Annotated in this window: 13 protein-coding genes; 8 read left to right on the forward strand and 5 right to left on the reverse strand. The window is 56.8% G+C overall.

The window, feature by feature from the left end; translation table 11 throughout:
• Position 1 precedes the first annotated feature (1 nt).
• Positions 2 to 1,321 carry a PTS cellobiose transporter subunit IIC gene (gene celB / locus IMQ56_RS09835; protein ID WP_015572194.1) on the reverse strand — a complete coding sequence of 440 codons (1,320 nt, stop codon included), beginning with the start codon at positions 1,319 to 1,321 and terminating at the stop codon, positions 2 to 4.
• A gap of 145 nt (positions 1,322 to 1,466) precedes the next feature.
• Between celB and IMQ56_RS09840 the strand changes: the two genes are divergently transcribed.
• On the forward strand, positions 1,467 to 2,291 hold the full coding sequence (locus IMQ56_RS09840) for a homeodomain-like domain protein (RefSeq protein ID WP_045141747.1): 825 nt from the start codon (positions 1,467 to 1,469) through the stop codon (positions 2,289 to 2,291).
• On the opposite strand, the gene arsC is transcribed toward IMQ56_RS09840, so the two are convergent.
• Positions 2,288 to 2,644 carry an arsenate reductase (glutaredoxin) gene (gene arsC / locus IMQ56_RS09845; RefSeq protein WP_017383503.1) on the reverse strand — a complete coding sequence of 119 codons (357 nt, stop codon included), beginning with the start codon at positions 2,642 to 2,644 and terminating at the stop codon, positions 2,288 to 2,290. The genes IMQ56_RS09840 and arsC overlap by 4 nt on opposite strands.
• Before the next feature lie 13 nt (positions 2,645 to 2,657).
• Positions 2,658 to 4,121, reverse strand: coding sequence for a beta-barrel assembly-enhancing protease (bepA, locus tag IMQ56_RS09850; protein WP_023295124.1), 1,464 nt, complete (start codon positions 4,119 to 4,121; stop codon positions 2,658 to 2,660).
• 220 nt (positions 4,122 to 4,341) lie between these two features.
• Here bepA and IMQ56_RS09855 point away from each other — a divergent pair, with 220 nt between their 5' ends.
• Positions 4,342 to 5,406, forward strand: a complete 1,065-nt coding sequence (locus IMQ56_RS09855; RefSeq protein WP_003860546.1) for an AI-2E family transporter — start codon at positions 4,342 to 4,344, stop codon at positions 5,404 to 5,406.
• Between the two features lie 139 nt (positions 5,407 to 5,545).
• Here IMQ56_RS09855 and bcp read toward each other — a convergent pair whose 3' ends face one another.
• Together bcp and IMQ56_RS09865 are read right to left on the reverse strand one after the other, a co-directional pair.
• A complete protein-coding gene (gene bcp / locus IMQ56_RS09860; protein WP_015572198.1) occupies positions 5,546 to 6,016 on the reverse strand; it encodes a thioredoxin-dependent thiol peroxidase in 471 nt (156 codons plus the stop codon).
• Positions 6,016 to 6,585 (reverse strand): glycine cleavage system transcriptional repressor, encoded by a 570-nt coding sequence (locus tag IMQ56_RS09865; protein WP_000213743.1) that lies wholly within the window; start codon positions 6,583 to 6,585, stop codon positions 6,016 to 6,018. Before IMQ56_RS09865 ends, bcp begins: the two co-directional genes overlap by 1 nt.
• 145 nt (positions 6,586 to 6,730) lie before the next feature.
• Between IMQ56_RS09865 and dapA the strand changes: the two genes are divergently transcribed.
• From dapA to ypfH, 6 genes are all read left to right on the forward strand, one after another.
• A complete protein-coding gene (dapA, locus tag IMQ56_RS09870) occupies positions 6,731 to 7,609 on the forward strand; it encodes a 4-hydroxy-tetrahydrodipicolinate synthase (protein WP_003860542.1) in 879 nt (292 codons plus the stop codon).
• A 16-nt stretch (positions 7,610 to 7,625) separates the two neighbouring features.
• A complete protein-coding gene (bamC, locus tag IMQ56_RS09875) occupies positions 7,626 to 8,660 on the forward strand; it encodes an outer membrane protein assembly factor BamC (RefSeq protein WP_006811481.1) in 1,035 nt (344 codons plus the stop codon).
• 109 nt (positions 8,661 to 8,769) lie between these two features.
• On the forward strand, positions 8,770 to 9,483 hold the full coding sequence (gene purC / locus IMQ56_RS09880) for a phosphoribosylaminoimidazolesuccinocarboxamide synthase (RefSeq protein ID WP_001171626.1): 714 nt from the start codon (positions 8,770 to 8,772) through the stop codon (positions 9,481 to 9,483).
• A gap of 120 nt (positions 9,484 to 9,603) precedes the next feature.
• On the forward strand, positions 9,604 to 10,473 hold the full coding sequence (locus IMQ56_RS09885) for a neutral zinc metallopeptidase (RefSeq protein WP_001303362.1): 870 nt from the start codon (positions 9,604 to 9,606) through the stop codon (positions 10,471 to 10,473).
• Positions 10,473 to 12,419 carry a GNAT family N-acetyltransferase gene (locus tag IMQ56_RS09890; protein ID WP_040117929.1) on the forward strand — a complete coding sequence of 649 codons (1,947 nt, stop codon included), beginning with the start codon at positions 10,473 to 10,475 and terminating at the stop codon, positions 12,417 to 12,419. Before IMQ56_RS09885 ends, IMQ56_RS09890 begins: the two co-directional genes overlap by 1 nt.
• Positions 12,420 to 12,492: 73 nt before the next feature.
• Entirely contained in the window at positions 12,493 to 13,188 is a 696-nt protein-coding gene (gene ypfH / locus IMQ56_RS09895; RefSeq protein ID WP_023295120.1) for an esterase, read from the forward strand.
• Positions 13,189 to 13,199 lie beyond the last annotated feature (11 nt).

Here is a 13,199-nt window from a genome sequence, read left to right on the forward strand (position 1 = left end):
TTTACTCCTGTTTTGCAAGGGTGGTGTCGGTTTGCGTAGCGGTAGTCAGCTCCGCGGCGCGGTACTGTTTATCCACGATACGCATGAAAGGCAGGTACAGCATGGCGCCAATCAGCAGGTTGATCAGCTGCATCACGCTGCCGCTCAGGTGCCCGGTGACGATAAAGCCGCTGATAACCGGCGGCAGCGTCCAGGGGATAAACACCCCGGTGGTGACGGCGACCGCACCAATTTTCATCGCCGCATACTGCACGGTGACCAGCACCAGCGGCACCAGATTGAACGGGATGAGCATGATCGGGTTCATGATCACCGGCAGGCCAAAGAGAATCGGTTCGTTGATGTTAAACACCGACGCGCCCGCACCGAGGCGTGCTACTTCGCGCATGTTTTTGCTGCGGGCGAAAATCAGCATCGCAATCACCAGCGACAGCGTGGCGCCCGCGCCGCCCATCCAGATCATGTCAAAAAACTGTTCGGTGATGATGTGCGGCGGCGTCGTTCCCGCCTGGATCGCGGCGATGTTGTCGGTCTGGTTCTCCATCCACAGCGGGCGAATAATCCCGTTGATCATCGAACCGGAGTTAATGCCCACTGACCACAGAATGGTGATGCTGAATACGGTCATCAGCGCCCCGAAATAAGAGGTGCCGTAGTGGCGCACCGGGGTGGCAACCACTTCATAAATAAACTGGTGGATGGTGTGATAGTGGGTGTTTTCAAAGATGATGCGGATAAGCAGCACCAGAATCATCACCAGCAGGGCCGGGATCAGGGCCGCGAACGACTCCTGCACCGCCGGAGGCACGCCGTCCGGCATTTTGATGACCAGCTTTTTGCGCTTCAGCCAGCAGAACAGTTCCGTCCACAGCAGGGAACCGATCATCGCCACGAACAGCCCTTTGCTGCCAATCCACTCTACCGGCATCACGGTAATGCCGCCGTTTTCCGCCACTTTGATAAAAGGCGTCAGGATCAGAAACGCGACCAGCGCCAGGATGCCGCAGGAGATGCGGTCTTCACCATAATGCTCAGCCAGGCGGTAGGCCACCAGGAAGCTGATAAACAGCGACATGGTTGAGAACACCGCGTTAAACGGGATCTCTATAATTGCACTCCAGCTCTCACCAAAGGCCTGAGACATAAACTGCTGATAGGCCTGATTCGGGAAGGAGGAGATCACCAGCAGAATAGAGCCGACGATGATAAACGGCATGAATGACACGTAGGCGCCGCGAATGGCCCCAAGATGACGCTGCTGGGCCGTTTTCGCCGCCAGCGGCATCAGTTTTGCTTCAAGAAATCCCAGAACATTGTTCATTGTGAACTCCGTACAAGATTGAGGGGTGTTGTTTATGTTATGTCTGTGGATTATCAGTGAAGCGCGGCGAGCGAAAGGTGAAATTGGTCACAAAGCATTCGCTGCTCTGATATAAATCTCATAAGATTAGTTCCGGAGAGACGCGATGGAAATCAAACTGCATGCCAACGCCACCACCACGCCGCGTATCCGTCGTTATCTTCAGCAGTCAGATAAAAGCGACAGGGAACTTGCCGTTGAGCTGGGGATCTCGGTCACCACCGTCAGGCGCTGGCGCAACCGCGACCAGGTTTCGGATAACCACACCACGCCAAAAGTGATACACAAAGCGCTGAGACAAGAGCAGGCGACACTGATAAATGCCCTGCGGGATATCACCGGGGCACCGCTGGACGATCTGCTGCTGCTGGTGAATGACGGACTCGGGATCGCCGTTTCCCGCGCGACCCTGAACCGCTACCTCAAACCAGCTTCAGTAAAACAAAAGGGGGCGTCGTTGCAGGGCAAAAAGGCGCTGAAGGCCGGTATCATGCCGCAGAAGCTGTTTCTGCATCATCAGCCGCTGTCGCTGCATATGGACGACGGTGGCGAGCAACACCTGCTCTGGGCGCGTGAACCCGTCAGCGGCTGGTGTTACGCCCGGCTTTATGCTGGCGTATCGCCGCAGTTGCTGACCCGCTGGACGAACGAGGTGCTGGCTGCCTGTCCGGCTGATATTCAATCTGTTGAGACTTTTGGGCTAGAAGTGAACTTGCCGGAGCATAACGTCACCGTAAAAGTGCATTCACAGTATTATCTCGCCCTTCAGGTCACCGTGCCGTTACGCGAAATCATTCCGCGGGTGAACAGTGAACCGATGGGAGAGCTGTTGATCCAATTGTGTGAGTTTTACAACCGGGGAAAAGCGCAGAAAAAGCTGGGAGAGCGTACGCCGCAGGCGTTTCTGGAAGCGCTGCGGCGTAACGATTAGACGATCTCGAGCACGTCTTCCGGCGGACGGCCGATACGCGCCTTGCCATTTGCCACTACAATCGGGCGCTCAATCAGCTTTGGATTGTCGACCATCGCCTGAATCAGCCGATCTTCAGTGAGACTGGTATCGTTCAGATTGAGCGACTTATACAGATCTTCTTTCTGACGCATCAGGTCGCGTGCGCTGCCCATGTTCAGCATCTTCAGCAGCTGGCGGATAGTCTGCGCGTCCGGCGGCGTCTCCAGGTACAGCACCACTTCCGGTTCGATGCCGTTAGACTTCAGCAGGCTGAGGGTGTCTCGGCTCTTGGAGCAGCGAGGGTTATGGTAAATTTTTACCGCGTCTGTCATGACTTCTCCTTTATTACATCTTCTCGTACGGCTTAAAGCGTTGTTGCAGGCCGCGCAGCTGGTCGATTCGCGCATCGTAGCGGGCCTGTTGCAGGCTGCCAAGCTTCACCTGCGAGCTGGCGCTGCTCAGCAGGGAAATGGCCTGATCGAGACGACCCGCCAGCGCCAGACCTTCCGCACGCGCGGCCAGCTCCTGATCGCGGTTACCCAGTTGCCCCTGGGCCTGGGCGAGCAGCTCCCAGCCGTTCTGGTCATCTTTATTGTTAAAGGTGTAGCGGTTCAGAATGGTCACCGCCTCGCCGGGCTGGCCGCCCTGTAGGTAGGCGTTCGCCAGGTTAAGCTGCAATACTGGATTATTACGAAGATCTTTCGCCCCTTTCAGGCGATTAATCGCATCGGTCGCTTTTTTCTGCCCCAGATCGATATCGGTGGCGAGGTCGAGATACCACGGATTATCAGGCGCCGCCGCCAGCAGCGGCTGTAGCGCTTTTCGCGCTTCATCGTATTTGCTGGCCTCCATCGCCTGGAGCGCCTGACCATACTGCGCCGCGTTTTTCTCGCGCACGTTGCCTTTCGCCAGCCCGTCCAGCAGATCGCTGGTGAGCTGATTACGTCCGGAGTTGTACATGCCAAGCGTTCTCACTTTGGCCATGTAGAAATCCTGCGAAGACTGCACCACGACCGGACGCATCTGGTTGGCTCGGTTACGCGCATCCGAGAGGCGGCTTTCCGGCAGCGGGTGGGTCAACAGAATTTCAGGCGGGCGCGACGAGTAGCGTGCCTGGTCGAGCAGCTTTTCCAGGAAGCTCGGCATGGCCTGCGGGTCAAAGCCGGAACGCTGTAAAACCTGAATGCCGATGCGGTCTGCTTCCTGCTCGTTCTGCTGGGTAAAGCTGATCATCCCCTGACGCGTCCCCGCCAGCGTCCCGGTAAGTGCCGCCATCCCGGCCTGCGGGCTGGCCATCGCCAGCAGAATAGAGCCCAGCGCGCCCACCCAGGTTAGCGGGGCGTTACGCTTCTGATCTTCCATCGCACGCGCCAGATGGCGCTGGGTGACGTGCGAAATTTCGTGCGCCATGACGGACGCCAGCTGGCTTTCGTTATCGGAATAACGGAACAACGCCGAATGCAGTACCACGTTCCCGCCAAAGAAAGCGAAGGCGTTGATTTCGTCGTTATTGATTAAATAGAAGTGGAAGGGCGTTTTTACCGAGTCGGCGTGCGCCACCAGACGCATCCCCAGGCCGTTAATGTATTGCACCAGCAAAGGGTCGTTAATCAGCGGAGCACTGCCGCGCAGCTGGCGTACGTAATAATCACCCATCTGCATCTCCTGCCCGATGGAGAGCGTGCTTCCTGCCGTGGTGCCCATGTCCGGCAATGAATCGGACGAGTCAGCGAAAGCGGGCAACACCTGACCCACCGTCACGGCGGCAATCAGTGTCGCAACCAGTGTTTTTCTCAACTGCCTGAACATAACCACTGTCCTGTATGTTGGATGTGCTAATTTGACCGATGAACCCGCATAACGTTCATCTCCGCTGCTCTGCGAGTGTAGCCGTGTTAAGAGATGAAGAAAATCCCATTCATCAGGGTTTTGCGAAACCTGACAGTGAAACAAAAAGGAAAGTCTTTTTTGTGACAGTTAGATACAATTCACCGTCTCACTCCCGCCATTCGATTCAGGGAAGGGTTGTATGCTCGAAATGTTAATGCAGTGGTATCGGCGTCGGTTTAGCGACCCGGAAGCCATTGCTTTGCTGGTCATTCTGGTTGCCGGATTCGGTATCCTGTTCTTCTTTAGTGGCCTGCTGGCGCCGCTACTGGTAGCGATTGTGCTGGCGTATCTGCTGGAGTGGCCCACCGCGCGTCTGGAACATATCGGCTGTTCCCGGCGCTGGGCGACCAGCATTGTTCTGGTGCTGTTTGTCGGCATTCTGCTGCTGATGTCCTTCGTGGTGATGCCCATCGCCTGGCAACAGGGGATCTACCTGATCCGCGATATGCCCGGCATGCTGAATAAACTGTCTGATTTTGCCGCCACGCTGCCGCGCCGCTATCCTGCGCTGATGGACGCCGGGATCATCGATGCGATGGCCGAAAACATGCGCGCCCGCATCATGACCATGGGTGACTCGGTGGTGAAATACTCTCTGGCCTCGCTGGTAGGCCTGCTGACGCTGGCGGTTTACCTTGTTCTCGTGCCGCTAATGGTGTTCTTCCTGGTCAAAGATAAAGAGCAGATGCTGAACGCGGTGCGCCGCGTGCTGCCGCGCAATCGCGGTCTCGCCGGTCAGGTCTGGCAGGAGATGAACCAGCAGATCACCAACTACATTCGCGGCAAAGTGCTGGAGATGATTGTGGTGGGCGTGGCGACCTGGATTGGCTTCGTGATCTTCGGACTGAACTACTCGCTGCTGCTGGCGGTGCTGGTCGGATTCTCGGTTCTGATCCCGTATATCGGCGCGTTTGTGGTGACCATTCCGGTAGTCGGTGTGGCGCTGTTCCAGTTTGGTCTGGGTACGGAGTTCTGGAGCTGTTTCGCCGTATACCTGATTATTCAGGGACTGGACGGGAACCTGCTGGTGCCGGTGCTGTTCTCAGAAGCAGTTAACCTGCATCCGCTGGTCATTATCCTGTCAGTGGTGATTTTCGGCGGGCTGTGGGGATTCTGGGGGGTATTCTTCGCCATTCCGCTGGCGACGCTGATTAAGGCCGTGGTCCACGCGTGGCCGGATGTGCCAGCGGTGGAAGAGAAGTAGATTTATTGCGGGCTGATGCCCTCACCCCAACCCTCTCCCGCGGGGAGAGGGGGCAAACACTAAAAACGGTAGCGCATGCTACCGTTTTGCATTTACCTTGTAGGCCGGGTAAGCGCAGCGCCACCCGGCACTAAAATTATCACGCGTTCTCTTTCAGCCACTTCAACACCACGTCGTGGTGGTTGCTGGTTTTGAAATCATCAAACACGTGCTCAACTTTACCGTCAGCGTCAATCAGGAAACTGATGCGGTGAATACCGTCGTACGTTTTGCCCATAAAGGACTTCTCACCCCAGACGCCAAACTGCTCGCAAACCTGGTGGTCTTCATCGGAAAGCAGCGTGAAGTTCAGCAGCTCTTTTTCCGCAAAGCGTGACAGCTTCTCTGGCTTATCGGTGCTGATGCCCAGCACTTCCACACCGACCTTTTTCAACTCATCCATGTTGTCGCGTAGACCGCAGGCCTGTACGGTACAGCCCGGGGTCATGGCTTTCGGGTAGAAATAGACCAGAACACGCTGTCCCTGGAAGTCGGTCAAATTTACTTGCTCGCCGTCTTGATCCGGTAAGCTAAATTTCGGTGCGATATCACCGGCTTTCAGTGGGTTCATTACTCAACTCCATCCTGTTCGTGCTGCGAATAATCGACGACGCTTATACTGCCTTGCGCATGTAATTCTGTACAGAGGGCTTTGAACGCTTGCTCGATATTTGACGCATCCTGCGAGGCAGGGCTGTGTGCGGTAATTTGAATAAACAGCGTCGGGATTGCGTTTTCATCGCCCGGCTGCGTGCGGGAAACCAGTTCGGCAATGTTCATCTGATGGCTGTCAAACAGCGCCGTGAAACGTTCAATCAGATGAGGTGAATCAGGCACTTCAACCTGTACCCAGACCGTGGCAGGCAGAGCCGGACGCGGGCGCGCGGTGGTGCGCTTCATCACAATCAGTAAATCCAGCTCTGCGCCTTTCAGCGGCAGGGTAGATTCAATGAGGGTAATGGCATTCCATGTTCCGGAAAGCAGCATGATGAACGTGAACTCTTCGCCAAGCATAGCCAGCCGGCTATCTTCGATGTTGCAGCCGCAGCTGCTCACGTGGCGAGTGATGGTATTCACGATACCCGGCCTGTCAGCACCCAGCGCAGTGATAACCAGGTAATGTTGTGATGAGGTTGTCAAACCTGTTCTTCCTTTGCGTGGTTAAGTCTTCCTAAGGAAAGCATAAAAAAAACATGCATACAACCGCCTGTGAGCCTCAGGTCGCTTGCTTTTATTACAGTTCCAAACGTAACATTGAGGCTCTTGTTCGCACAGAGGATGGCTCATGTTCACGGGAAGTATTGTCGCGCTTGTTACACCGATGGATGAAAAAGGTAATGTCTGCCGGTCAAGCATGAAGAAGCTCATTGATTACCATGTCGCCAATGGAACCTCGGCGATCGTTTCGGTAGGGACTACCGGTGAATCCGCTACGCTGAGCCACGAAGAGCACGGCGACGTTGTGATGCTGACCCTGGAACTGGCGGACGGGCGTATTCCGGTCATCGCGGGTACGGGCGCAAACGCAACGGCAGAAGCGATTAGCCTGACTCAGCGTTTTAACGACAGCGGCATTGTCGGCTGCCTGACGGTGACCCCTTATTACAACCGTCCTACTCAGGAAGGTTTGTTCCAGCATTTCAAAGCCATCGCTGAACATACTGACTTGCCACAAATTCTGTATAATGTGCCGTCCCGTACCGGTTGCGATATGCTGCCGGAAACCGTTGGCCGTCTCTCGAAAGTAAAAAATATTATCGGGATTAAAGAGGCGACAGGGAACTTAAGCCGCGTTCATCAGATCAAAGAGCTGGTTTCAGACGACTTTATCCTGTTGAGCGGTGATGATGCGACCGCGCTGGACTTTATGCAGCTCGGTGGTAATGGCGTGATTTCCGTTACGGCGAACGTGGCGGCGCGTGATATGGCTGACATGTGCAAACTGGCCGCAGCCGGTCACTTTGATGAAGCTCGCGTGATTAATCAGCGTCTGATGCCGTTGCACAATAAATTATTTGTCGAACCCAATCCGATCCCAGTGAAATGGGCATGTAAGGAGTTGGGGCTTGTAGCAACCGACACGCTGCGTCTGCCAATGACACCGATTACCGACCACGGTCGTGAAATTGTCGCTGGCGCGCTGAAGCATGCCGGTTTGCTGTAAAGTTTAGGGAGATTTGATGGCTTATTCAGTACAGAAGTCGCGCCTGGCGAAGGTTGCGGGTGTTTCGCTTGTTATGCTCCTCGCTGCCTGTAGTTCAGACTCGCGCTACAAGCGCCAGGTGAGCGGTGATGAATCCTATCTGGATGCGCCGCCGCTTGCTGAACTTCACGCGCCTGCCGGCATGATCCTGCCGATCCAGAACGGTGATTATAATATTCCGGTTACCAACGGCAGTGGCCTGGTGGGTAAAGCGCTTGATATTCGTCCGCCGGCTCAGCCTCTGGCGCTGGTGAGTGGCGCGCGCACGCAGTTTACCGGTGATACGGCCTCTCTGCTGGTGGAAAGCGCACGCGGTACCACGCTGTGGCCGCAGGTTGTGAGCGTTATTCAGTCGAAAAACTATACGATTGATAAACGCGACGACGCCAGCCAGACTTTAACCACCGACTGGATTGAGTGGAACCGTCTCGATGAAGACCAGCAGTATCGTGGTCGTTATCAAGTCTCCGTTAAGCCGCAGGGTTATCAGCAGGCGGTTACCGTCAAGCTGTTGAATCTTGAGCAGGCAGGTAAACCGGTTGCCGATCCGGCCGCCATGCAGCGCTACAGCACTGAAATGCTGAACGTGATTGCCGCTGGTCTGGATAAGAACGCTACCGATGCCGCAAACGCCGCGCAGAACCGTAACGGTTCAACGTTTGATGTGCAGAGCGGTGCAGACGATACCGGCCTGCCAATGCTGGTGGTGCGTGCGCCGTTTAATCAGACCTGGCAGCGCCTGCCAGCAACGCTTGAAAAAGTGGGCATGAAGGTGACCGACAGCACCCGTTCAACGGGCAGCATCACAGCGACCTATAAGCCGCTGTCTGATAGCGCCTGGCAGGAGCTGGGGGCAAGCGATCCACAGCTGCCTTCCGGTGACTACAAAATCCAGGTTGGCGACCTCGATAACCGCAGCAGCCTGCAATTTATCGATCCGAAAGGACACACGCTGACCCAGGCGCAGAACGATGCGCTGGTCGCTGCCTTCCAGGCCGCATTCAGCAAATAATAGTGAGGGCTGGTTAATCCAGCCCTTTTTATTTTCGTGCTACGCAAACGTGTGCGTGGCATAATATGGCCAGTTTTGAATACAAATCATCACACCAGGAGTAATGAAGATGCAGAAGCAAGCTGAGTTGTATCGTGGCAAAGCGAAAACCGTATACAGCACGGAAAACCCGGATCTGTTGGTGCTCGAATTCCGCAATGATACGTCAGCAGGAGACGGCGCACGCATTGAGCAGTTCGATCGTAAGGGCATGGTGAACAACAAGTTCAACCACTTCATTATGACCAAACTGGCCGAAGCCGGTATCCCGACTCAGATGGAAGCGTTGCTGTCCGATACGGAATGTCTGGTAAAAAAACTGGATATGGTGCCGGTTGAGTGCGTGATCCGTAACCGTGCCGCAGGCTCCCTGGTGAAGCGTCTGGGCATTGAAGAGGGTATCGAACTGAATCCACCGCTGTTCGATCTGTTCCTGAAAAACGACGCCATGCACGACCCGATGGTCAACGAATCCTACTGCGAAACCTTCGGCTGGGTAAGCAAAGAGAACCTGGCGCGCATGCAGGAACTGACCTACAAAGCCAACGACGTGCTGAAAAAGCTGTTTGATGACGCGGGCCTGATCCTGGTCGACTTCAAGCTGGAGTTCGGTCTGTACAAGGGCGAAGTGGTGCTGGGCGACGAATTCTCGCCGGACGGCAGCCGCCTGTGGGACAAAGAGACGCTGGATAAAATGGACAAAGACCGTTTCCGCCAGAGTTTGGGTGGCGTGGTCGAAGCGTACGAAGCGGTTGCTCACCGTTTAGGCGTTAAGCTCGACTAAACTGCGCATTTGCCAAAGGATGTTGGCATCCTTTGGCGTCTTATCCTTGTTTACTATGGTAATCCTTTCATTAACCGCCTACGATCATAGCTATTATAAATGGAATAGTTCGAGGTGTTTATGCGCTGGCAAGGGCGTCGTGAAAGTGACAACGTAGAAGACAGACGCAGCAGTGGTGGCGGTGGTCCGTCTATGGGCGGGCCAGGTTTCCGGTTACCCAGCGGCAAGGGCGGCATTATTCTGCTGGTCGTCGTGCTGGTGGCGGGCTACTACGGCGTCGACCTGACCGGTTTGATGACCGGTGAAACCGGGCAACAGCAGCAGTATTCTCAGCGCTCCATCAGCCCGAATGAAGATGAAGCGGCGAAATTTACTTCCGTTATTCTCGCGACGACCGAAGATACCTGGGGTCAGCAGTTCGAGAAAATGGGGCGGACTTATCAGCCGCCAAAACTGGTGATGTACCGGGGCGCAACCCGCACCGGCTGCGGCACCGGGCAGTCCGTTATGGGGCCGTTCTACTGCCCGGCGGACAGCACCGTCTATATCGATCTCTCCTTCTATGACGACATGAAAAGCAAGCTGGGCGCCGACGGCGATTTTGCCCAGGGCTACGTGATCGCGCATGAAGTCGGCCACCACGTGCAGAAGCTCCTCGGCATTGAGCCTAAAGTGCGTCAGATGCAGCAGAATGCTTCTCAGGCGGAGGTGAATCGTCTGTCCGTACGCATGGAGCTTCAGGCCGACTGCTTCGCTGGCGTCTGGGGACACAGCATGCAGCAGCAGGGCGTGCTGGAAACAGGCGATCTGGAAGAGGCCCTGAATGCCGCACAGGCGATTGGTGACGATCGCTTGCAGCAGCAGAGCCAAGGGCGCGTTGTGCCGGACAGCTTTACCCATGGCACCTCAGAGCAGCGCTACAGTTGGTTTAAGCGTGGCTTCGACAGCGGCAACCCGTCGCAGTGTAATACCTTCGGCAAAGCTATGTGATGTTGGGGTTTGAACAGCTGGTCAACCAGCTTCAGCGTACCGGGCACCGCCGGCTGGTGGTACTCAGCGGCGATGAAGCGTGGACGTTGAGCCAGGCGACCATTCTGCGCGATACGTTACCAGGAGACTGGCTGTGGCTGGAGGAAAACCCCTCTAAGACCATCAGCGGCCTGCTGGGACGTGAATACCTGCACGCCGTTTTTGACGCGCGTCGCGGGTTTGACGTCTCGGCCTTCGCCGCCCTCAGCGGGACCCTGCGCGCCGGAAGCCTTCTGATGCTGCTGGTGCCGCCGTTCTCCGTCTGGGCTAACAGGCCCGACGCGGATTCTCTACGCTGGAGCGACAGCGCCGAGCCGATCGCCACCCCGCACTTTGTTCACCACTTTTGCCGGACGCTTGCCGCCGATTCAGATGCCATCGTCTGGCATCAACATCGTCCTCTGTGCCTTCCCGTTACGTCAGATTTACCCGCCTGGCAGCCTGCCAGCGGTGAACCGCAGCGCGAGCAAGCTGAGATCCTCGACGCTCTTCTGACCATGCCTGCGGGCGTGGCCGCCGTGACGGCACCGCGCGGACGCGGAAAGTCCGCCCTGGCGGGCATGTTGCTCAACGGCATTCAGGGGAGTGCAGTCGTGACGGCACCGGCAAAAGGGGCGACGGATGTCATCGCGCGTTTCGCCGGGGAACATTTTCACTTTATGGCCCCGGATGCGCTGCTGGCCTCCACAACAGAAGCTGACTGGCTGATTGTCGATGAGGCGGCCGCCATCCCCGGCCCGCTGCTGGAGAAGCTGGCGTCGCGCTTTCCCCGCGTGTTGCTGACCACCACGGTGCAGGGTTATGAAGGCACGGGCAGGGGATTCCTGCTGAAGTTCTGCGCCCGGTTTAGCGGGCTGCGGCGTTATACCTTATCCACGCCTGTTCGCTGGGCTGCCGGATGTCCCCTTGAGCGGATAGTGGCGAACGCGCTGCTGTTCGACGATGCGCTTATCGATCGCAAACCGGAAGGCGAGGTACGTTTAACGTCGCTGGAGCCCGGGATGTGGGAGAGCGATCCGACGCGCGGGGCAGGCGTGTATGAACTGCTTTGCGCCGCGCACTACCGGACGTCACCCCTCGATTTACGCCGGATGATGGACGCCCCCGGCCAGCACTTTGCTGTTGCTCAGGCGGGCGCGGAGATCGCGGGCGCGCTCTGGCTGGTGGAGGAGGGGGGATTACCCCCTGAACTTAGCCGCGCAGTCTGGGCGGGCTTTCGTCGGCCGCGTGGAAATCTGGTGGCGCAGTCGCTGGCAGCGCACGGCGGCTCGCCGCTCGCGGCGACGCTGAAAGGCCGACGCGTCAGCCGCATTGCGGTTCATCCCCATCGCCAGCGGGAAGGCATCGGCCAGCGGCTGATCCGCAGTGCCAGCGGAGAAGATTATCTCTCGGTCAGCTTTGGCTATACCGACGAGCTGTGGCGTTTCTGGCGGCAGTGCGGGTTTGTGCTGGTGCGAATGGGCAGCCACCGGGAAGCCAGCAGCGGGTGCTATACGGCGATGGCGTTGCTGCCGCTGAGCGAGGCGGGGCATCAGCTCTGCGAACAGGCGCATCAGCGGTTATGTCGTGATATGCGCGTCCTGTCGGCCTGGAATGGCGAAAAGATCCCGGTGACGGATGCATGGGAAGCTACCCTTAATAGTGACGACTGGCTGGAGCTGGCGGGGTTTGCCTTTGCTCACCGGGCGTTTTCAACTTCGGTTGCGGCGCTGACGCGGTTGTTGTTAGCCGTGGACATGCCGCTCCCGGCACTGCGGGGGAAAATGGAAGGGAATATGCACGATTTCGGGCGCAAAGCGTTGCTGGCGAAGCTACGCGAGGAAACCGCTCACGCGCTTGAAAGGCTTGATTACTCCCGTAGCCAGCAGCTGAAAGCCGACATTTTGCAATGGCAATTTTTTCAATGAGTTCTTCAGTAAAGTGGCATGGTCATTACCCCGCGGAGGCGTAAAATCCTGCTTATCAATTAAGGAGATCGCCATGAAACATGACCATTTTGTTGTGCAAAGCCCGGATACACCTGCTAAACAGCTCCTGCTTCTGTTTCATGGCGTGGGCGACAATGCCGTCAATATGGGACAAATTGGCAGCTGGTTTGCACCCGTTTTCCCACACGCGCTGATCGTCAGCATCGGCGGCGTGGAGCCGTGCGGTCCGGACGGGCGGCAGTGGTTTTCCGTCGAGGGCGTGACGGAGGAGAATCGTCAGGCGCGTATTGATGCCGCTATGCCAGCCTTTATCGATACCGTGCGTTACTGGCAGCAGCAGAGCGGCGTAGGCGCCGACGCAACGGCGCTGATTGGCTTCTCTCAGGGCTCAATCATGTCGCTGGAAAGCGTAAAAGCGCAGCCCGGACTGGTGTCCCGCGTGATTGCCTTTAACGGGCGTTTTGCGACGTTACCGCAAAGCGCGACCACGCAGACCACGATCCATCTCATTCATGGGGGGGAAGACCGGGTAATTGAGCTTTCGCATGCGGTTGCTGCCCAGGAGACGCTGATGCGCGAGGGCGGAGATGTGACGCTGGATATCGTAGACGATCTGGGGCATGCCATTGACGATCGCAGCATGCAGTTCGCGCTCGATCATCTGCGTTATACCGTACCGAAGCACTACTTTGATGAAGCGCTCAGCGGCGGTAAGCCGAATGACGATGATATCGTCGAGTTTATGTGAGGTGTCCCCCT

It is taken from the genome of Enterobacter sp. Res13-Sevr-PEC09-46, from assembly GCF_015672585.1.
GTDB classification, from domain to species: domain Bacteria; phylum Pseudomonadota; class Gammaproteobacteria; order Enterobacterales; family Enterobacteriaceae; genus Enterobacter; species Enterobacter hormaechei_C.